The 21,123-nt window shown below is 30.3% G+C and carries 21 protein-coding genes; all 21 read right to left on the reverse strand.

The genetic code is table 11. The features are described from left to right. Positions 1-577: 577 nt before the first annotated feature. Positions 578-1,099, reverse strand: a complete 522-nt coding sequence (locus tag EII29_RS02945) for a YbhB/YbcL family Raf kinase inhibitor-like protein (protein ID WP_233573236.1) — start codon at positions 1,097-1,099, stop codon at positions 578-580. 371 nt (positions 1,100-1,470) lie between these two features. Next, positions 1,471-2,841 (reverse strand): hypothetical protein, encoded by a 1,371-nt coding sequence (locus EII29_RS02950; RefSeq protein ID WP_125236056.1) that lies wholly within the window; start codon positions 2,839-2,841, stop codon positions 1,471-1,473. A gap of 240 nt (positions 2,842-3,081) precedes the next feature. Beyond that, complete coding sequence (locus EII29_RS02955; RefSeq protein WP_125236057.1) at positions 3,082-3,879, reverse strand: DUF4198 domain-containing protein; 798 nt, start codon at positions 3,877-3,879, stop codon at positions 3,082-3,084. A 70-nt stretch (positions 3,880-3,949) separates the two neighbouring features. Next, on the reverse strand, positions 3,950-4,369 hold the full coding sequence (locus tag EII29_RS02960) for a hypothetical protein (RefSeq protein WP_125236058.1): 420 nt from the start codon (positions 4,367-4,369) through the stop codon (positions 3,950-3,952). 28 nt (positions 4,370-4,397) lie between these two features. Then, a complete protein-coding gene (locus tag EII29_RS02965; protein WP_125236059.1) occupies positions 4,398-5,273 on the reverse strand; it encodes a metal ABC transporter solute-binding protein, Zn/Mn family in 876 nt (291 codons plus the stop codon). Between the two features lie 25 nt (positions 5,274-5,298). Continuing rightward, the gene (locus EII29_RS02970) at positions 5,299-6,192 is read right to left on the reverse strand and encodes a metal ABC transporter permease (protein WP_125236060.1); all 894 of its coding nucleotides are present in this window, start codon (positions 6,190-6,192) and stop codon (positions 5,299-5,301) included. Positions 6,193-6,256: 64 nt separating this feature from the next. Continuing rightward, on the reverse strand, positions 6,257-6,946 hold the full coding sequence (locus EII29_RS02975; RefSeq protein ID WP_125236061.1) for a metal ABC transporter ATP-binding protein: 690 nt from the start codon (positions 6,944-6,946) through the stop codon (positions 6,257-6,259). A gap of 1 nt (position 6,947) precedes the next feature. Next, a complete protein-coding gene (locus EII29_RS02980) occupies positions 6,948-7,847 on the reverse strand; it encodes a metal ABC transporter solute-binding protein, Zn/Mn family (RefSeq protein WP_125236062.1) in 900 nt (299 codons plus the stop codon). Then, on the reverse strand, positions 7,847-8,437 hold the full coding sequence (locus EII29_RS02985; protein WP_148096400.1) for a hypothetical protein: 591 nt from the start codon (positions 8,435-8,437) through the stop codon (positions 7,847-7,849). Before EII29_RS02985 ends, EII29_RS02980 begins: the two co-directional genes overlap by 1 nt. Before the next feature lie 292 nt (positions 8,438-8,729). Then, entirely contained in the window at positions 8,730-10,223 is a 1,494-nt protein-coding gene (treB, locus tag EII29_RS02990; protein ID WP_125236064.1) for a PTS trehalose transporter subunit IIBC, read from the reverse strand. A 306-nt stretch (positions 10,224-10,529) separates the two neighbouring features. Then, positions 10,530-11,642, reverse strand: a complete 1,113-nt coding sequence (aroC, locus tag EII29_RS02995; protein WP_125236065.1) for a chorismate synthase — start codon at positions 11,640-11,642, stop codon at positions 10,530-10,532. An 18-nt stretch (positions 11,643-11,660) separates the two neighbouring features. After that, positions 11,661-12,953 (reverse strand): 3-phosphoshikimate 1-carboxyvinyltransferase, encoded by a 1,293-nt coding sequence (gene aroA, locus EII29_RS03000; protein ID WP_125236066.1) that lies wholly within the window; start codon positions 12,951-12,953, stop codon positions 11,661-11,663. Beyond that, the gene (locus tag EII29_RS03005; protein ID WP_125236067.1) at positions 12,950-13,129 is read right to left on the reverse strand and encodes a hypothetical protein; all 180 of its coding nucleotides are present in this window, start codon (positions 13,127-13,129) and stop codon (positions 12,950-12,952) included. Before EII29_RS03005 ends, aroA begins: the two co-directional genes overlap by 4 nt. Continuing rightward, complete coding sequence (gene aroB / locus EII29_RS03010; protein WP_125236068.1) at positions 13,122-14,213, reverse strand: 3-dehydroquinate synthase; 1,092 nt, start codon at positions 14,211-14,213, stop codon at positions 13,122-13,124. Before aroB ends, EII29_RS03005 begins: the two co-directional genes overlap by 8 nt. Positions 14,214-14,261: 48 nt before the next feature. Beyond that, a complete protein-coding gene (locus EII29_RS12750; RefSeq protein ID WP_233573237.1) occupies positions 14,262-14,528 on the reverse strand; it encodes a GNAT family N-acetyltransferase in 267 nt (88 codons plus the stop codon). Between the two features lie 23 nt (positions 14,529-14,551). After that, on the reverse strand, positions 14,552-14,818 hold the full coding sequence (locus EII29_RS12755; protein ID WP_233573238.1) for a hypothetical protein: 267 nt from the start codon (positions 14,816-14,818) through the stop codon (positions 14,552-14,554). A 55-nt stretch (positions 14,819-14,873) separates the two neighbouring features. Further along, the gene (locus tag EII29_RS03020; RefSeq protein ID WP_125236069.1) at positions 14,874-15,746 is read right to left on the reverse strand and encodes a prephenate dehydrogenase; all 873 of its coding nucleotides are present in this window, start codon (positions 15,744-15,746) and stop codon (positions 14,874-14,876) included. A 40-nt stretch (positions 15,747-15,786) separates the two neighbouring features. Beyond that, a complete protein-coding gene (gene aroF, locus EII29_RS03025; RefSeq protein ID WP_125236070.1) occupies positions 15,787-16,806 on the reverse strand; it encodes a 3-deoxy-7-phosphoheptulonate synthase in 1,020 nt (339 codons plus the stop codon). Between the two features lie 103 nt (positions 16,807-16,909). After that, entirely contained in the window at positions 16,910-18,106 is a 1,197-nt protein-coding gene (locus EII29_RS03030) for a bifunctional chorismate mutase/prephenate dehydratase (protein WP_233573239.1), read from the reverse strand. A 101-nt stretch (positions 18,107-18,207) separates the two neighbouring features. Next, positions 18,208-19,584, reverse strand: coding sequence for a DNA recombination protein RmuC (gene rmuC / locus EII29_RS03035; protein ID WP_233573240.1), 1,377 nt, complete (start codon positions 19,582-19,584; stop codon positions 18,208-18,210). A gap of 18 nt (positions 19,585-19,602) precedes the next feature. Continuing rightward, complete coding sequence (locus tag EII29_RS03040) at positions 19,603-20,892, reverse strand: YihY/virulence factor BrkB family protein (RefSeq protein ID WP_125236071.1); 1,290 nt, start codon at positions 20,890-20,892, stop codon at positions 19,603-19,605. Between the last annotated feature and the right edge of the window lie 231 nt (positions 20,893-21,123).

Below are 21,123 nucleotides of genomic sequence, written 5' to 3' on the forward strand. Positions count from 1 at the left end.
AGTGGTTTTTAGCTTTTCCAAAATCTATTTTTTTTACTGTTTCATTTTTACTGACAAACTTTTATTTCCTATAGATTTTTCTTTATTCGTAAAAAACTTTTCTATTATTAAACAAAATTTTGTACAAAAAAATGATACTATAAAATAACATTACCTCAGTATAAATTATTATTCTTATTTTTTCTTTTTAAAAATTATGTTCATTTTATTTTTTGTATAATGCTCGGAATTTTCATATATATCATTATTAATAACTCGAATTACATCCTATATCATTTCTCTTCTGCTAGAATAGAGAAAAACAGAAAAGACATTAACTGCCATATAAACTAAGGAATAAATAAAAAATTTATTTATTCTTTAAGATGAGGCGTTCTGACAAGGACAATCACTTTATAATTAATTTTATCCTTTTATTACAAAAAGCTAAATCTCTTTCAGAAAACTCTTTCTTAATTCTTCAGTTCATAAAAAATTGTTTATTTATATTTCTGTCAATGACTAATGAATTTTGATATTTTATATTCTTATTGAAAATACAAACTTTAAAAACTTAAGTATATCCTGTCCTGATTATTTATTTTTTATATATTCCTTCCAGTTTAGCCGTAGCAAGTATATGTCCTTCCATTTTTTTATATAATTCATTTAAATAATATCCTTTTTTTAAATTCAATTTTGTATCCAGTGCATAAATTATTATTGTATAGGTATGATCTTTAGGAGGCATAGGTCCACCGTAAAATGAAGCTTCTTCTTTTGAAAATTTTGCTAACGGACTTATCCAACTGTTCACTCCCTGAATCAATGTTTCATTTTCTCTACTTTCATTTGCTTCCAATTTTACTTTATCCTTAGGAATATCAGCAACTGTCCAATGTATCCAGCTCATTCCTACAACAGAAATTGCATCATGATCCAACATAACAATAGCATAACTCTGTGTTCCTTCCGGACTGTTTTTCCACTCTAAAGGCAGAGATTTACTTCCTACCCCTTTTACCTTATCTTTTCCTTTTCCTCCAAACTGCTCATCAATAATTCCATTTTTTATTCCTTTACTTTCTAAAGTAAAAGTTCTTTCCATTGTACTTTTCATTTCTTTACTCCTCATACTTGGTTTCATCTTTGTAAATGTTAAACTGAAACACAATATTAAAGCTACTGATATTAAAAATTTTCGTGACACATTCATCATCCTTTCTTTTAAATTTTTATGTTCAATTCTTTTTTATCACATTCTTTCAGTAGAATCAAGTAAATGTGATCATAATATAAAATAATATATCAAAAATATAAAAACTGTTCTTATATTTTAAAACAATTTCTAATAACTTTTTTAGAATTCGTCTGAAAATTCAAATTATAATTTCACCACTTTTCTGATAAGGGAAAAGAAAATACAGGAAACTTTTTTATATGGAAAAAATATAATTATCAAATCAATACTTAGAACAAAATTAAAAGTTTTTATATTCTTTTCATTCTTTCCTCAAAGATTTTAAGCCTTTTTGAGATATCCTCTTTTATTTTTTCTTCAACTTTTTTTCTCATTTCGCTTTTTCCTATTTCTTTACCTTCTATAGTATTCTTATATTTAGGTGGAACTTTTCCCGTATAAGTTATTTTTTTTACAATATTTTCTTCTTCTATGTAATTTGAATATTTGTCTTTATACAACTCTCCATCTATTCTTAATTGATAGTTTATTCTTATCTTTTCTTTTAAAATAACTGTAATTTTTTCAAAATTATATACTTCATATATCGGTTCTAATTTGTCAGATATCCCCACACGTATTTTTTCTGTGAGTTTTTCAGTTTTCTTTTCCTTATTTCCTGAATTTATTCTATATTCATCTCTTTCATCGTATTCCACTATAAGTTCGGAGTCCGTATTATCTATGTAAGCTATATCTTTCAGACTCTTTTCTATTATATTGTTATATTTCATATTTCCCACAAACTTATAACTGAAAAATCCTTTTTTATAGTACATATCCATGAGTTTTGAAGTGTCTTTATAGCCTCTCACAAAATAATTGGATTTTTTGAAATACTCATATGCTTTTCTGTACTTTGCTTTCTTACTGCTTTCATTTAAAACCTGTTTTCCCATTTCATAGTATTTTTCAGCATCATTCAAGTCCGCTTTTTCTTTGTTTTCCTTATATTTATTATAGGAATTTTTGTAGTTTTCCTCATATCTTTTATATGTTTCTGATGCTTTTAGAAATGTTTTTTCAGCATTTCTGTAGTTTTTTATTTCTTCAAGTTTTTCAGCAATTTTTATAAGATTATCCGCTTTTAACTTCGAAGCATTTCTAATTATATGACTATATTTTAAAATGTTGTTTTTTTCCATACTACCGGTTATTCTGATGTAATTATCCAATACTTCCAGTTCTTTTGAAGCTTTATCATATAAACTTTCTGCATAATAGCTGTTAACCCTTCTAATTATACTTTCACTTGTTCCTTTATAAAATTCTTCAGCAGAATATTTTAATGTAAAATCAGTAAATTCCTTTGTATACTCTCTTAAATCAAGCATTGTATATATTTTAAATAAATTTACTCCTGCATTGATTTTTTCACTTTCATTTACTGTACCGGAAATTATTCGTAAATAATGTTCTGTAATATTTGAGAATTTTGATATAATTTCCGTTTTTACTTTAGGATTTACCTTTCTTATTCTGTTTTCATTTTTATCAAAGTATTTTAAAGTCGTTTCAACACTTTTTACATATTCTCCTCTCGCATATTCCTTTTGTGCCTTTTCCAGATCACATGATATTATGCTGAGAATTGTTAGTATAAATAATAATATTCTTTTCATTTTTTAATAGTATTCTATATTAGTAATACTATACTGTCCACATCCTTTCAATTATTTTCAGCTTTTGCCAACGGAGTATTCTATCACATCTTATTTTGATTTTTGAAATAGAATTCTATTAGAAATGGATTATTTATAAGTACAGTATTAACAATTTTGAAAACCACTTAAAAATGGATATTTTCTTTATTTTCCATTAAAAGTGGTTTTGTATTTTCCAAAATTAAAAAATTTTACTTATTACTTTACTTCTACTAACAGACTTGTGTCTTCCACATATTTCTTTTCTCTATCTACAAAAGCTTTTCCTCTTATTGACCAGAGTCCTTTATGAGGGAATGACACTACAAAGTATCCGTTATCATCGGTATAAGTTCTTATTGCCGTTTTTTCTTTCTGAAGCTGACCTGTGAATATCCCCTTTTTCATATCTATTTTACCGTTTATATAGTCTATAGACACATCAGTATTTTTCATAGGATTCCCTTTCTTATCAACTAAACATCCTTTAAATACTGAATTTACATTAACCATGGAAGGATTTGTAAACGGTATTATTTCATAATATCCATCTGCCACTCTTTTTTTCCAGTCATCTCCTTTACTTCCATCCTTTGTTATGACCGTTTTTACGATTCCGTTAAATGTGTATGAAATATTATCATCCAGAGTTTCTCCCGGAACTGCGACTATAACCCAGTCTCCTCCACCTTTCAATTCACTGTCCATTGTGAAATCCAAAGTTCTTCCCGATGCTTTATCAGTTTTTATATGTCCTTCTTTCACCTTAGAAGTCAGATTGATTTTTTCTCCGTTGTGTAGTGCAAACACTTTTTCAGCCAGATGTGTCTTATCCTTTACTTTACCCACAGGGATAGGTGCTTCTTCCCCTCCGTCATCAGGGTGTCCAAACATTATCTTAAATTGTACTGATGATTTTCCTGTTACATTTAAAGTATCAGTGTAAATAAATTGATTATGTGCATATAGATTTATTCCTGCAACTAATACTGCTAAAACTCCTAAAAATTTCTTCATCAAAATTACCTCCTGTTTTTTTATATATTAAATTTTAATATACTGATTATATATTCATACTGATATTCTGTTACTTTTGTGTCATTTTCTCTTTCCATTCTCCAAGAGAATCCGATTTTTCAATATTTTCTTTCCATTTACTCATTTCACTTTCTTCAAGTTTAGGACCTTTTTTGGAAATAATATGCCCCGGACCACCGTTAAATATAACTTCATATTTTGGAGTTAACGGTTTTATAACTGTCATTGAACTTTTACTGCCAAACTTCCCTTTAAATATTATCATCTTACCTTCATAAGTATCTTCAGGGCCGTTATACGGCTTATCTTTCACTATTATCACTTCAAGGCCCTCAGCTTTCTCTCCGTTTGAAAATCCTGCTTCAATATAAACAGTACCGTCTTTATTATCATCTACTGATAATACCGGAGCATGAGCGAAAACCATTCCTGAAATGGTAAATAAACATGCTAATATAAATTTTTTCATATATTTCACCTCTATTTTCTTTATTTTTCTACTTTAAAACTTTTATTAATTTTTCAATGTTTTCTTTCATTCCTGTCAGATAACCGTTAGGATCCATTTTTCCATTTACTTCTCTCGGTATATTGAAAGTATCGAGAACTATAAATTTTCCGCCGTTTTTCTCTATTTCAGAAATAATTTCCTTTTTCAGCCATTTATCAGAAATAATAATTTTTGATTTATTTTTTTTTATTATTTCTTTTATATTCCCGACAGTTATTTCTTCAGGTTGGATATAATTTACAAAAATATTTAATTCATTGAACAAATAATCCAGATTCTCTGTGGGAGATATTACTGAAAGTGTAGTGGTTCTTATTGTTTCCTTTAAATATTTATTTTCTGTTTCTCTCACCGCTTCAGTAAATTTACTCAAATTTTCCATTATTTTTCTCTCATTTTTCGGAAAAAGTCTTACTAAATCTTCTGCTATTATCTGAGCCATTTTCATCGCATTTTGATGACTAAGCCATACATAGGGATTTCTGTCGCCATTTCTATAACTTAAAAGTGATAGAGCTGAATAATCATTGTCTGAGAAAGAGTAACTTGCATCAATTTCAACAATTTTTATATTCTGTCTTCTTGCATATTCATACAAATAATCATTTCCCCAAACTTTTGCTACATCTATCACTGCTATGGAATTTTTTGCAACAGATAAATCAAGATTTTTATTATCAAAAGCAGACTTTCCATAATCCATTGAAACATCAGAATCAAATATAGAATATATTTCTATATCGGTATTTTCTGTTATATTCTTAGCAATAGAATATATCGGTTGAATAGATGTCAGAACTTTATTATTTCCATATAAAATATTCATTGTCAAAATAATTAATAAAATTAACGTTTTTTTCAATGTTTTCTCCTTTCTCCATTTATTTTTATTCACTTTCACTAAATTTTTGACTTACATTTTTTATTATTATCGTTATAAAAAATATAAATGATGCAGTAAGTATTATTGCTCCTCCTGACGGTATGGATATGTTATAATGAAGAGGAATAAGCACTCCTAATATACAACTTGTAAGTGAAAATATTATACTATAAAAGAAAAATCCTTTCATTGAACGGGATAAATTTTTAGCAGATGCTGCAGGAATTAATAACAATGCTTCTACAAGTGCCGCTCCTATTATTTTTACTGAAACTATTGTGACTACAGTTACCACTATTATAAATATATATTCTGTCAGCTTTACATTTACACCTTTTACCGTTGCGATATTAGTATTAAAACTCGAAAGCAGCATTTTGTTAAACAACGGTATTAATATTATTGTCAAAATCAATATGGTAACTATAAGAATAAGTATATCAAAGTCAGTGACAGTAAGTATCGAACCGAACATAACATTTTCAAGCATATGGAAATTTGCTTTAGATGAAACAAAAATGAGAAGCGAACCTCCTAAAGCTATGGAAATTGATAAAAATATTCCTATAAGAGTATCTGCAGACATTTTTGTCCTGTTTTTTGTGTAATTTATAAGTAATCCGAACAGTATACAGTAAGTAAACAGCATTATATAAGGTGCGTTATAAGGCTCCCCTGCCAGTATTCCGAAAGCTATTCCCGTGAGAGCGGCATGTCCTATAGCTTCAGAAAAAAATGCCATTTTCTTAGTTACTACCATTGTTCCTATTCCTCCTAAAATTGTCCCGATAAATAAGGTACATATAAGGGAATTTATTACAAAGGCATATTTAAAATATTCAGGCAAAATCTGACGATTAACCATATCTGTAAAAAAGCTCCTTATTATTTCAAGCATTTTCTAATTTCCTCCATTTTTTACTTTAAAAAATATTTATATTAAAATTTCTTTGATAAAAATTCTATGAAAATACAGTAAGTATTTTATCATTATCAAGTACTTTTTTAGGATCTCCTGAAAATTGTATTTCCTTCTTTATACATGTTACCGTATCTGCCATTTCTATTACCTGTTTCAGATTATGATGTATCCATAAAATTGTTATACCTTTATTTTTTAAATTATTTATTACACTTTTAAAATACTCTTCTCCCAAAACATCAATTCCTGTAAAAGGTTCATCCAGTATAAGCAAATCAGGTTCAGGATATATCGCCTGTGCCAGAAGTAGCCTTTGTCTTTCTCCTCCTGACAGATTTCCTACAAGCCTTTTTCTCTTTTCATACATACCCATTTTTCTCAACAATTCGTCTACTGTTTTTTTATATTTTCGGGAAATACCTAAAAAACATGGTTTTTTCTGATAAATTATCGCAAGGAAATCTTCCACGGTTATAGGTAGAGTTTTCTCAAAGTCCAGATATTGGGGAACATAGCCTATTATTTTACTTTTTTCATAAGAAATAAATATTTCTCCTTCGTAAGGAACCTGTCCTAATATACTTTTTAAAAGTGATGTTTTTCCTCCCCCATTAGGACCTACTAAACAATGTATTTTCCCGGGTTCGACTGTTAAGTTTATATTTTCCAATATTTTTGTATTAGATAATGTCAGTGTCAAATTTTTTATTTCTATTAATATACCCGACATTTTATTTCCCTTTCATCTTGCCTATTTCAATTATTACGGCAGTCAAAGAATCCAAATTATATTTCATAAACCTTTCAAAGCTGTCTTTCGTATAAGGTCCGCTGCTCATATGCGACAAATGTCTTATTTTTACCCCTGTAGCTTTTTGTATAGTTGTGGAATATTTATTTTGGACTTGAGCATCAACAAAAAGTACATCTATTTTCTGCCCTTTCATTATATCTATCATGGCTTTGATGTCAGAAGCACTGGGTTCTACGCCATGAGCAGGCTCTATTACCGCTCTCACCTTCAAACCGAATTCCGACAATAAATAGTCATATCCTGCATGAGAAGTGGCTATTTTTATATCCAAATTTTTAAGATGGCTTACTTTTTTTATAGCTTGCGCTTTTAAATTTCTCAATCTCTGAGCATAAACCTGAGCATTTTTATTATAATAATCTTTGTTTGCAGGATCTATCTGTCCCAACTCTCTAGCTATAGTATACACCTGCTGTATAGAAGTTGTTATTGATATGAAAGAATGAGGATTTAAAATTTTAGTTTTTCCTCTCATTCCTGAAACCGGCATTAAGGAGACTCCCTTATTGGCATTTACTATTTTTATTTTTCCGTTCATTTTTGCAGCTTTTACAATATCAAACACAAACTCATCATGTCCTATACCGTTTACTACAAGAACATTTAAATTAGACATTTTCTTTATATCTTCAGGCTTCGGTCTATAACCGTGAGAATCATATAAATCTCCTCTTATTACAGGTATTACCTCCATTTTATCCCCTACAATATTAGATACATAACTGTAATAAGGCTGAAGAGTCACTCCTATTTTAAGTTTTCCGTAAGAAACTATAGTCATTACAGTCATCAAAATAACTATTATAAGTTTTTTCATTACATATCACCTTTCCCTTCAAATTTACGTCTCTCATCCTCACCTGTGTAAGGAATTATTTCTTCCCAATTCGGGAAATTTTCATCTAAAGAAAATTCAACATCTTCTTTATGTAAATGTGTTCTTATAAATAAAATTTTTATGTCCTCATAATTTCGGTTATTTACAATTACCGCAAAATTTCCACTTACAGTAACATTTTCAGAAAGCCCTATATAATAAGTACTTTTTTCTTTTTCTATTTTTTCCCATTGTATTTTTCCTCTTTCTTCCCATGTAATATCTTTTGTAAAAGGAGGAATGTCATTTTTTTCAAGGTCTTTTATTGAAGGAAGATTTTCATCATCTGTTTTGATTTTTATTTCATTTGTAAAATTTATAAGATCTGCATAAATGCCTGATTCGACACTGGAAAAATTTGAATAGGAGCTCACTTCCCCTTTATTTATCTTTTGCTCCTGTATATTCGTTTTCCTCATTTTTATTAATAAAGCAGCTATTAAAATTAAAAAAATTACAGTTATTATCAAAACCGTATTTTCCTTTTTCGGGCTTGACGGTTTTAACTTTTCCGTGACTATTTTAATCACCTCTTTAAATTATATATTTATATGTTCATATATTCATTTATTTTGTATATCAAAATAAAAAATACTTTTATTAACAAAATAATTATATCATATTTTTATTATGTGTCAAGAAAATAATTTTTATAATATTGTTATCAGGCTTATTTTATAAAGTATAAAATATATTGAATGATAAATTTATAGAATACTTAGTAAAATAGCCAAATCCTAATTTTATATATTAAATACAAAAAGCATACCTGTTTTTTCTTTTCGGTATGCTTTTTTAATTATTAATAAATTATATTAAAACTTATTCCTGTGTTACGCTTCCTTTATTCAGTTTTGTTTTCGAAAAAAGTATAGTCAGGAAGAATGCTAATCCGAATGCCACTATGGAAGCTATCCAGAATGCTATCATATATTCTGATTTTATTGATAAAAACGCCAATGCAAGTCCCCCTACACCTATTCCGCTTGCTATAACGTTAAATCCTGTAGATATTAATGCTCCTACTGCCGAACCTATAAGTGCCGCATAGAAAGGATACATATATTTCAGGTTTGCTCCGAATAATGCAGGTTCTGTAATTCCAAACCAAGCTGAAACTGTTGCCGACAATGAAACCGATTCCTGTTTTTTATCCTTTTTATAGATGAAGTAAGTAGCGAATACCGCCCCTGACTGTGCTATATTTGATAAAGCAATTAACGGCCATATAAATGTTCCCCCAGAAGCTGCAAGTTGTAAATCCACTGCAATAAATGTATGGTGTAGTCCAGTTATTACAAGAGGCGCATAAGTTGTTCCAAATAATAATGCTCCTAAATATTTCAGTCCCGGTGTCTGGAACAGTACCGTGAATATTTTTACAAGTAAATCTCCCAGATATCTTGCTACAGGTCCTATAAACAGTATAGTTAAAAATCCCGTTATTACCAATGTTGCAAACGGAACCCATACTGTCTTTAATACTTCAGGTGTTCTCTTGTCAATAAACTTCTGAATATAGCATAATGCTATTCCTGCAAACATTGCAGGTAACACTTGTGCCTGATACCCAATCATAAGTATTTTATAAAATCCTAAGTCAAGTACATATTCTCCCGGTTTAATTCCATATTTATCAGAACCGTTTATAAGAATATCTCTTATATTTTCCCCTGCCGATACGATATTTCCGTAAACATAAGCATTTAACATAAACCCCGTCAATACAAGCATAAGTCCCAGAACTATACCTAAGGCTTCATTTCCTTTAAACTTTTTAACTGTAGACCATGTAACAAGCACAGGTAACATACCGAATACTGCAACTCCTATCCAAACTATAAACTTGGATAAACTTGCCATATAAGGTACTGCTTCTACTAAACTTTTTTCACCCAATGCTTTTAAAGGTGCACCGAGGAAATTCCCGAGTCCCAACATAAGTCCTCCTGCTACCAGTGCAGGTATTAGCGGTACAAATATTTCTGCAAGATGTGCAACCATTCTTTGTAAAATCGGCTGTTTACTCATTGCAGCTTTTTTAACATCTTCTTTCGATGCCGTTTCAATTCCTGATACTCCGATAAAATCTTTGTAAAAGTTTGCAACATCATTTCCTATTATAACCTGAAACTGTCCCGCATTTGTAAAAGTTCCTTTTACAGCTGATAAAGCTTGTATTCCCTTTGAATCAGCCTTGGCTTCATCAACTAATGCAAATCTCAGTCTTGTTGCACAATGTGTAACACTTGCAACATTTTCCTTTCCGCCCACAAAATTTAAGAGCTTTTTCGCCTCATCCTGATAACTTTTCATAAAGTCCTCCTTCAATAAAAATTAAATTATTTATAATTATTACATATTGTAATCAAATTTATTACTTTGAAAAATATTATTACAATTATGATTTTTGTTTATTTTTTCAGATTACTTTTTGATTATTTTAAAAGTATTATATTTATATCTTTTATTAAGTAAAAAGTCAAGGAAAATTTTCCTAAAACCTTTCTTGCCATTTAGCTGTTTTATATTTTTATTGAATATATAATAATGCCAATTTAAAACTATGACTATTTTTTAAATAAATACAATATCATATAATATTGAATTTTTAAGTCTATTTTATCTTAAGTCTGTTAAATATCCGTACTTTTGATCTTCCAGAAATCTGTCCAGTATTACTATAGCCGTAGCTGCTTCCAGTACAACTATTACCCTCGGTACAATTGAAGGATCATGCCTCCCTTTTACTTCCAATACATCATTTTCTTTTGTATAAAGATTTACTGTTTTCTGTTTTTTTTCTATTGAGGCAGAAGGCTTTATTGCTACTTTGAAAGTAATAGGCATACCGTTTGTTATTCCCCCTATTATTCCTCCGTTATTATTTGTATAGGATTTTACATTCCCGTTTTCATCATAATACATTTCATCATTTGCTTCATATCCTGTCATTTCAGCTATGGAAAATCCTGCACCGAATTCCAATCCTTTAATTGAAGGAATCGAAAACATCATTCGGGCCAGCTCACTTTCCATTGACTCAAAAAAAGGATCCCCAATTCCGGCTTTCAGCCCTGTAACTCCTATTTCTACGGTTCCTCCTACAGAATTACTGTTTTCTTTGGCTTTCAGTATAACTTTCTCCATTTCGGGGATAATTTCCTCATTCAGTACAGGTAACAGCATATTTCTAAGTTTATGAATATTTTCAAGTGAAATATCCTCTTCTGTAAAATCTCTGTCTTTTATATTTTTTAAGGATTTTATGTGAGCAGCTATTAAAATGCCTTTTTCTTTCAATATCTGCTTTGCTATTGACCCTGCAAAAACTAACGAAGCTGTTATTCTCCCTGAAAAATGTCCACTTCCTCTTATATCATTAAACCCGTCATATCTGTTCAACCCTGACCAGTCGGCATGTCCGGGTCTCGGCTTACGGGCTATCTCGCTGTAATCCTTTGACCTCTGATCCGTATTTCTTATTATCATTGCAAGGGGAGTTCCCGTTGTTTTTCCGTTTACAAAGCCACTGAGAATTTCAAATTCGTCTTTTTCCGCTCTCGGTGTTGACAATTCGGATCTTCCCGGTGCTCTTCTTCTCATTTCCTCCGAAATAAATTCCAAGTCAAGTTCGGTTCCTGCGGGTATTCCGTCAATATTAATTCCCAAAGCCGCCCCGTGAGATTCTCCGAATATTGATACACAATAATTTTTACCGAAATTCGCTCCCATTTTTTCCTCCTGTTTCTTTTAAAAAATTTCAGTTACATCTCCGCCCATTTTTCTAAAATCCTCCCAAAAGTGAGGATAAGATTTTTTTACACTTTCCGCTTCTTCGATTATTATTTCTTCTTCACATCTTATGGAAGCTACTGCAAGTGACATAGCTATTCTGTGATCATTCCACGCACTTAATACAGCTCCTCCTTTAAATTTGTCCACTCCCTGAATTATAAGGCTGTTTTCGGTTTCTTCTATTTCAGCTCCTATTTTGTTCAGTTCGGTTCTAATCGAAGTTATTCTGTCTGACTCTTTTATTCTAAGTCTTTCTGCATTTATAATTTCGGTTTTTCCTTTACTCAATGCAGCAAGCACAGTCAGTATAGGCCCTATATCCGGACATTGGGATATATCTATTACAGTTCCTTTTGTTTTTGAAGGTTTTACAATCACACAATCATCATATATTTCAAGGTTTGCACCCATTCTTTGAACTATCTCTATTATTTCCTTATCTCCCTGTAATGAATTTTTATTCAGATGCAGGCACTTAATTTCATTGTCCTGTTTACTTGCTATTATTCCCGCAACTATCCAAAATGCTCCTTGAGAATAATCTCCTTCAACAATGTAATTAAAAGTTTTATATGTCTGCTTTCCTTTAATTTCAAAGCTTTTATATCCGTTATTTTTTATTTCTATCCCTGACAGTTTCAGTATTTCCAGTGTCAAATCCACATATCCTTTAGATTCGAGAATTTTATTTATTTTTATTTCAGAATTTCCCTCGAGTAAAGGTAAAGCATACAACAACCCCGTTATAAACTGTGAACTTATATTTCCATCTATTTCATACACTCCCGACCGCAATTTCCCTTTTACTTTCAGGGGTAATCCACCTTTTTCCGTTTCATAAAATATTCCCTGTTTTTCAAATATCTTGTAGTAAGAATTAAGAGGTCTGCTTACAAGCTTTCCTTTTCCGTCAAATATGAGTTCATTTTCCGATGTAAGCCCTACAGGTATTAAAAATCTCACTGTCGAACCTGATTCATTACATTGGGTATATCTATCTTTAGGAATTACTTTTCCGTTGTTTCCTTTTATCATAAGGGAACTTTCTCCCTTTATAATGTCCGCTCCCCATTTTTCCATTATTTCCACAGTTGTTTTAATATCTACGGAAAATTTCAGATTTGTAATTTCAGATTTGCCTCTGTTTTCTGCTAAAGAAGCAGCTATTACCGCCCTGTGAGAGTAGCTTTTCGATGGGGGAATTTCTATCTGTCCGCTTATTATTCCCGGCTTTATTTTTACTTTCATTTATTTTTTTCCTCTTTTCCGTCACCGTCTATTATTTCCGTTATTAATAAAGACATATGTAAATACTGTTTGTTATTAAAGCTTTTTTCACTTTCTGTTCTTAATATCTCAATATTTACAAAGTCCAATAAAGGACCCATATTTAATATATAATACAAAAATAATTTTTTATTCAAAAATTTCTCTTTCATTCATTTTAATTATTTCCGCATTTCCTATTTCCTTTAAAAATATGAAATTTATTCCGTCATTTACACTTTTCTTATCCCTTTTCATAATTTCGGATATTTCATGTTCAGGATATTTTATGTCTGTAGGAAGATTCAAACCTTTCAGTACATATTCGAGCCTTTGAAAACAGCCTATTTCAGTAATATTCTTTTTTTCTCCTATTTTTGCCATATTTGCCATTCCTGTAGAAATTGCTTCTCCGTGGGAATATTTTTCATAATCGGTATACTGCTCTATAGCATGCCCTATAGTATGACCGAAATTAAGTATCATTCTTAATCCTCTTTCTTTTTCATCTTTTTCAACTATTTCCTTTTTTATTTCACATGATCTGTATATTAATCCGATTATATTTTCCATTAATTTTTTTCTTAATTTAACTTTATATTCCCTATTATTCTTCTTTTCACTTATATTTTTTATAATATCAGTAAGTTTATTAAACAGAGCTTTGTCACATATACAACCATATTTTACTATTTCTGCAAATCCATCATAAAAGTATCTGTCTGACAATGTATTTAAAAACGAGGAGTCAATTAATACAAGACGGGGCTGATAAAATGCTCCTACAAGATTTTTCCCCTCAGGAAGATCCACTCCCACTTTTCCTCCTACACTGCTGTCCACTTGGGAAATTATCGTTGTCGGTATCTGTATGAACCCGATGCCTCTTAAATAAGATGCCGCCGCAAATCCTGCAATATCCCCTGTAACTCCTCCTCCGAAAGCTGCTATTATATCGTTTCTTTTTATTCCCGCTTTAATCATAGCCGAGTAAATTCCCTGCATAACACCGATATGCTTGTTTTTTTCTCCCGCTTTCAGAACGTATACCGTGTATTTAAAATGTCCGAACATTTCTTTATATTTATTTTTATATATTTCATGCACATTGCTGTCCGTTATTACAAACAAATTATTTCCCGAATATACTTCTTTTATGTATTCAGCAAATTTTTCCGTATAATTTTCTCCGATAATTATGTCATAAGAATTTTTCCCTAAACCTACGTTGAGTTTTCTCACGCTTTTCTCCTTCCATAATTATTTTAATTTGTACCTTTTTTCGATTTCTTATTTTATATAAACAGACTGAAACTCTTCTTTTAATATATCCATTATTATTTCGTCATAAATTTCTCCCATTATTTCTATTTTCTTTCTAAGTCTTCCAACCTCTCTAAATCCTACCTTTTTATAAAGATTATAGCCAATTTCATTATATTCAAATACACTCAAGGATATACTCCTTAAATTAAGGAGGGAAAAGCCGTAGTCAAGTATAAGATTTACCGCTTCTGTTCCGTATCCCTTCCCCTGATACTTCTCATTTCCGAGCATTACTCCTATTACTCCTGCCCTGTTTATAAAATCAAGGAATTAAATCCTATATTACCGAGGAGCTCATTATTTTCAACTAACCTCACTGCAAAATTTTTTTCTTTTTTTAATGAAGTCAGAAATTCCCGTTCACTTTCAAAGTCTACAATTCCTGTATAAGCAGTCTGTCCGAGACCTACAGAAACTTTAATATCACTAACCATATGAGTATACTTTTCCGTATCCTCAAGAGATATCGGCGACAGATATACATTGTCCCCTGTCAACTTTCTTATATACTTACTTTCCATAATCTATAACTCCTTATTTAATATACTTTCAAGAAGGAAAATTCTCCTTAAAAAATTAATCTATTTTTTCTCTTCTTAAAGTTGAAGTAATAAATTTTTCCTTTAAAATATCCATATTGCCACTCTCAAGTGCATATTTAATTTTATCAAGTTCACTTTCAAACTGCTCTATCTTTTTAAGAAGATTTTCCTTATTTCCCATAAACAGTTCTGACCATAAGTCTTCATTTATTTTAGCAATTCTCGTTAAATCTCTATATGAATCTCCTATAAACTTGTCAATGTCATATTTCTGATTATCACTGTTTACAAGGGCTACAGCAATAGCATGAGTAAGCTGGCTTGTAAAAGCTATTATTTCATCATGTTCTTTTTCTGACAATAAACTTATATTTTTAAATCCGATATTTTTTATTATCTCTGTCAAAAATTCCAGATTTTCCCTTTTATTACTTTCATTTTTTATAAGTATGTAATTGGCATTTTTAAAGACTTCAGAATCTGCAAAATCAATTCCTCTTTTTTCTCTTCCCGCCATCGGATGTCCAAAAATAAAGTCAATATTTTTACCTGATTTCTCCAATATAGGTTTCAGGTTCTTCATTATTTTCCCTTTAATCCCCGTAACATCGGTAATAATAGCTCCATCTTTGAAATTATCTATATATTTTGAAATAAAAGACTTCATTATTTCAGGATAAAGGGAAATTATAACAAGATCGGATTTTTTCAGTGCTTCTTTAGGATGAGTAAACCCCTCTGTTATAATCTGTCTTTCTTTTGCTTTAAGCAATGTTTTCTCATCCGTATCCACTCCCAAAATTTCCCTTACACCAATATTTCTCAGGCTATATGCAAATGAGCCTCCTATTACTCCCAATCCCACTATTGTGACAACTGTTTCGGATATACTTTTTCTTTTTTTCATTTTTCCCTACTTCCTCAAAAACCTGAAAAATAATTTCATTTTATTTAAATTTTTTTCCTAAAACTCCTGCTATTGCTTCCACATTTTTCATTAAGTCTTCAAACACTTCCGGTTTTAATGACTGAGGTCCGTCAGAAAGTGCCTTATCAGGCTCAGGATGAACTTCTACCATTAATCCGTCCGCTCCTGCTGCTATTCCTGCCATTGCAAGAGGTTTTACCATCCAAAATTTCCCTGTCCCATGTGCAGAATCAACTATTATAGGTAAATGACTTATCTTTTTTATCATGGGTACGGCATTCAGGTCGATTACATTTCTGTAAGCGGTTTCATATGTTCTTATTCCTCTTTCACATAACACCACATTTTCATTTCCCCCTGCGAGTATGTATTCTGCCGACATAAGCCATTCTTCTATTGTTGCACTTAATCCTCTTTTCAACAGTACAGGTATTTCAGTCTTTCCCACTTCTTTCAATAAATCAAAATTCTGCATATTTCTTGCACCTAACTGTATCATATCCAAATGAGGACCGAATTCCTGAAGCTGCTCTATGGACATCACTTCACAAACTATTGGAAGTCCTGTTTCTTCTTTGGCTTTTTTCATAAGTTTTATACCTTCCATTCCCAATCCCTGAAAAGCATAAGGGGAAGTTCTCGGCTTTACTACTCCTCCTCTTAAAATATTACCTCCTGCTTTTTTTACGGCTCTCGCTGTTTCAATTATCTGCTCTTCACTTTCTACAGAACAAGGCCCTGCCATCATTACAAGATTATTTCCTCCTATTTCCACATTTCCCACTTTTACTTTCGTATTTTCAGATTTGAATTTTCTTCCCGCTCTCTTATACGGTTCCTGTATTCTCTGTACATCCAATACATAATCAAGGGATTGAATATGTTTAATGTCTATTGTACTTATATCTCCTACCAGTCCGAGTATCAAGTATTCCTTTCCTCTAATAAGCTCGACTTTCACTCTATTTTCACTTTCAAGCCTTTCAATTATTCCTTTTAATGTATCTTGACTTACATTTCCATCAATTTTTATAATCATCATTTTTCCTTTCCCTCTAAATATCGGTTTTTAATATTCCATAATATTTTGCTGATATGACTTTAATTTTTTCAAATATATTATCCAATTTCATCCTGTAATTTTATATTGTCAGATTATATACTTTATAATTTCCAAGAATTTGAAAATAATCAGATTTAAAACGAATTTCCTCAAGAGCACTTTTAACTTTCCCGTTTTTTATACTTCCTTCAAAATCGATATAAAAATAATATTTCCAAGGTTTATTTATTATCGGTCTGGACTTCAGACCGACCATATTAAGATTATAGTCTGAAAAAACTTTCAATAGATTCATTAACGCTCCGGCTTCATTTCTTGTACTTGTAATAATACTTATTTTATCACTTTCCTCAGTAGCAATATTTTTATTGGATATTACGAAAAATCTTGTATAATTTTCCTTTGAGTCATTTATATCCTCTTTCAGCAGATCCAGATTATACATTTCTTTTGTTTTCATATTTGCTATACAGGCATTTTCGACACTTCCCATTTCCATAATATACTTTGCACTAAGTGCAGTATTTGACATTTTTATAATTTTCCATTGAGTATGTTTTTCTAGAAATCTTGAACATTGAAGAAAAGCCTGTTCATGAGAGTATACATTTTTTATGTTTTCTATTTCACTTCCTTTTATCCCTAACAGATTATGCTCTATCTTATGCTTCACTTCTCCTATTATGTATATACTCGCATTATTTATAAGGTCTATACTGTCTCTTACTTCTCCTACTAAAGAATTTTCAATAGGAATAACACCTATATCCATTTCACCTGAACTTACTTTTTGAACTAATTCTCTGTGAGAACTCCAATTATAAATATTTTTTTCTATTTCATCATATTTAAAAGTATTTCCGCTATTTTTTATTAAGTTCGTTAAAACTTCATAAGCATAAGAACCGGGCACTCCCGTATAACCTATTTTTTTATTGGAAAATTCAAGATTATTCACATATTCTGCGGATATTCCTTTTTTAAATTTTATATACTCCCTGCTCATATCTTCAATATCCTTTAATGCAAGCTCCAGATATCTTCTGAAATCCTTATTTTTTATCTCTTCCATATTTCTTTCTGTTATTTCCTTTAAGCTGCTTTTGTCCGAAATTTTAATTTCTCTTTCTTTTTCTGCTATCAAAAATTTTTCCAATATTTCAAATTTTGACCGGATTAATTTTAAAAGTTTACTATCTATCATGTACAGTTTTTGTCTTACTTCTTCCAAATCAAAATTCTTTTCTTTAAATTTTTCTTCATTTAAATCATTCACGACAATCCTCCTCTCATACGATTATCGATTCACTGATATTTATTTTCAATTATTATATCATTATCCTTAATTTCTTTCAAAATTATTTTGCTATATTATAATTACTGAATTTCTCCATTTTTCACTGTTACTTTTTCGGTAAATTCTACACTTGATATTTCATTAAATCTTTTAGTTATTTTATTTGATGTTGTCGTTATACTCTTTACGTCTCTCGTCACTTTTTCAATGTCTTTTTCAAGAGTTGTCCATCTTTCCTGATACCTGTCAAATTCTTTATTCAACTTTATAAGTTCTTCCTGAATAATGTGTGCATATTTGTCCCTTTCAATGTTCATCATTATTACCTGCAATGTAGTAAGAACAGACATAAGAGTAGTTGGTGAAGCTATTCTGACATTTTTTCTGTAAGCGTATTCTATTATTTCAGTATGATAAGCATTTATTTCGGCAAATACAGCTTCAGCAGGTAAAAATAATATCGCCTGATCGGATGTTTCCCCATGAACTATATATTTTGAAGAAATATCGTCAATATGTTTTTTCAAATTTATCGAAAATTCTTTTTTTGCATTTTCCCTTTCAGAAAGTGTAAGTTCACTGTCGTACATTCTTCTGTAATTTTCAAGAGGAAATTTTGAATCAACGGCTATATTCCCCATAGGTTCAGGTGCAAATATAACGGCATCTACAATCATTCCATTCGATAGTTTGTACTGTTTCCTATATATCCTATCGTTTTTTTCCCCGAATACTGAAGAAAGTATTTGATACATCTGAACTTCTCCGAATATTCCTCTGCTTTTCTTATCAGTCAGTACATCTTGCAGGGAAACTACATTACTTGATAAGTCTTCAATTTTTTTCTGGGCTTCATCAATTTTTCCAAGTCTTTCCAATACATTTCCAAAAGTCTTCGTTGTTTCTTCAAAACCTTTGGATAAACGTTCCTCGACTTTTGTATTCATCATATCCAGTTTGTTTTCGATTTTCCTATTTAATGTTTCAAAATCATTACTTATCTCTTTTTTTAATTCATCTTTAAATTTATTAATATTTTCTGACATCCTTTGGTTATTTTCATTCATTGCCGAACCTAGTTTGGTTCCGAAATCTGTAAATCTCACAAGAAGTTTCTCATTATTTCCTGACAACTCTCTATTCAGTTGAGTAATCCCTTGTAATAAATTATTTTTTACATTTAATGTCATACTTTTTTCCATTTCACTAAACTTCTTTGCATTTTCAGTTATATTTTTTTCAGTACCGGCTACAAATCCCTCCGTCAATAAATTTTCAATTTCATCTTTCAGATAATTCAGTTCTTCCTGCTGATTTTTTCTTATTTTTAAAATATAAAAAAGAGCTATTATACATAAAATTCCCGTTATTATAATTAATATAAAAATAATAAGATGATTCATTTCTATTTGATTTTTCAACATTTGTATACTGCTATTCAGTGTCTCAACTTCCATTTTTTCTCCAATCATATATTAATTTATTTTTATATTTTTAAGTAACTCTTTATCCTCAAATACTATTTTTTCCTTTATGTTGTTAAGAAGCTCTTTTTCTTCTTCAGTCAGATTATCAAAAATATTACTATAATAATCAAAGTTTTTCTCTTCAAACCTGTTTATAAATATTTCAAAAGAAAGATCTTCAGGATCATAAGCTACCTGATACTTAACTTCTTCATTCTTATCAGTTATTACTTCGTTTACAAAATTCATTTTTTCAAGTTCTGATAATATATCTTTTATAAATAATGCTTCCATTCCCAGTTTTCTAGTTAATTCACCATGTGTATAAGGTTCTTCTTTCCTTTTAAATCTCGTAATTATGAGTGACAAAATTAACAATCCCGCTTCTTTTCTCAATTTTATCGGCATTTCCACTTTTTCATTATATAAAAATTCGTCTGAAGTCTGTATCGAAAAAGCAATCTGGGCTCCAAGTAAAATAGTTACCCATACATACTGCACCCATGTAAGAAATATGGGAATTAAAGCTAAACTTCCGTAAATGGCGTTATATCTCGTAATAGATGATTGAAGCCATGTAAATGCAATTTTTAGTACAAGACAGAGAATTGCCGTTATTATTCCGGATATAAGAGCGGGTTTTAACTTTACATTGGTATTCGGTATTATATAAAACAAGAGTGTAAATAGAAATATATAAAATAGAGGTCCTAATATATGTAAAAAAATATTTACAATAATTGCTCCTCCGAAAAAAAATGTACTCATTTTTTCAACAACAAATGAATTTGTAGCTATTATTACAATAAGCAATATCGGCCCTAAAAATACAATCGCTACATAATCCACTATTCTTCTAGTTATAGAACGATTTTTATTTATCCGCCATATTTTATTAAAGGAATCTTCCAACATCATCAGTACTTTTATTGCCGAATTAATTAGTATAACTACACCGACTCCTGTAAGGATACTTCCTTCAGTAGAAGCAAGAAGCTTATTTGCTATATCAAGGACAGTTCTTACCATTCCTTCATTTTGAGGTACAAGTTCAAATATTTTCTGGATAAAAAGTTTATCAAGACCGAATCCTTTAGTAATTCCGAGAATTAATGCCAAAATGGGAAATATCGCAATCATTGAAAAATATGTCAGTGTACAGGCAAGTATCTGTGTTTCTCCATCACTGTAATTTCTGTAAATAAGATTTATCATCTGGAACATTTCTCTTGTATATTTTTTTATATTTTCTATACTTAATTTTTCCATTATTTCGGATATATTAAATTTCAATTTCATATATTCTCCTTGTAACTTTAAAAAAGATTTTCCGGTCTTTTTTATAAAAAAGTTTATTCAAAAAATTGCCGACTCAAATTATTTCACACCTAGCTTTCTTTCCGTGAGGGCTCATTCTTCCCCTCATTCTTCTACTATCGGCTACAAAATTTTTATTCCTCAAAAATGTGTAAAATAAATGTTGTAAAAACATACTTTTTATTTTTACAGCAAATGAGCATTTTTTAAGCT

This window comes from Leptotrichia sp. OH3620_COT-345 (assembly GCF_003932895.1).
Lineage (GTDB): Bacteria > Fusobacteriota > Fusobacteriia > Fusobacteriales > Leptotrichiaceae > Pseudoleptotrichia.

What these genes read in the sequence shown, in the direction of transcription:
- EII29_RS02945 (WP_233573236.1), bottom strand. Translation starts at nt 1,099, where the DNA reads ATGAAAAGTACAATGGAAAGAACTTTTACTTTAGAAAGTAAAGGAATA.
- EII29_RS02950 (WP_125236056.1), bottom strand. Translation starts at nt 2,841, where the DNA reads ATGAAAAGAATATTATTATTTATACTAACAATTCTCAGCATAATATCA.
- EII29_RS02955 (WP_125236057.1), bottom strand. Translation starts at nt 3,879, where the DNA reads ATGAAGAAATTTTTAGGAGTTTTAGCAGTATTAGTTGCAGGAATAAAT.
- EII29_RS02960 (WP_125236058.1), bottom strand. Translation starts at nt 4,369, where the DNA reads ATGAAAAAATTTATATTAGCATGTTTATTTACCATTTCAGGAATGGTT.
- EII29_RS02970 (WP_125236060.1), bottom strand. Translation starts at nt 6,192, where the DNA reads ATGCTTGAAATAATAAGGAGCTTTTTTACAGATATGGTTAATCGTCAG.
- EII29_RS02975 (WP_125236061.1), bottom strand. Translation starts at nt 6,946, where the DNA reads ATGTCGGGTATATTAATAGAAATAAAAAATTTGACACTGACATTATCT.
- EII29_RS02980 (WP_125236062.1), bottom strand. Translation starts at nt 7,847, where the DNA reads ATGAAAAAACTTATAATAGTTATTTTGATGACTGTAATGACTATAGTT.
- treB (WP_125236064.1), bottom strand. Translation starts at nt 10,223, where the DNA reads ATGAAAAGTTATCAGGATGAGGCGAAAAAGCTCTTAAATTTTGTGGGC.
- aroC (WP_125236065.1), bottom strand. Translation starts at nt 11,642, where the DNA reads ATGGGAGCGAATTTCGGTAAAAATTATTGTGTATCAATATTCGGAGAA.
- aroA (WP_125236066.1), bottom strand. Translation starts at nt 12,953, where the DNA reads ATGAAAGTAAAAATAAAGCCGGGAATAATAAGCGGACAGATAGAAATT.
- EII29_RS12750 (WP_233573237.1), bottom strand. Translation starts at nt 14,528, where the DNA reads ATGCTCGGAAATGAGAAGTATCAGGGGAAGGGATACGGAACAGAAGCG.
- EII29_RS12755 (WP_233573238.1), bottom strand. Translation starts at nt 14,818, where the DNA reads ATGGAAAGTAAGTATATAAGAAAGTTGACAGGGGACAATGTATATCTG.
- EII29_RS03020 (WP_125236069.1), bottom strand. Translation starts at nt 15,746, where the DNA reads ATGAAAAAAAGAAAAAGTATATCCGAAACAGTTGTCACAATAGTGGGA.
- aroF (WP_125236070.1), bottom strand. Translation starts at nt 16,806, where the DNA reads ATGATTATAAAAATTGATGGAAATGTAAGTCAAGATACATTAAAAGGA.
- rmuC (WP_233573240.1), bottom strand. Translation starts at nt 19,584, where the DNA reads ATGGAAGTTGAGACACTGAATAGCAGTATACAAATGTTGAAAAATCAA.
- EII29_RS03040 (WP_125236071.1), bottom strand. Translation starts at nt 20,892, where the DNA reads ATGAAATTGAAATTTAATATATCCGAAATAATGGAAAAATTAAGTATA.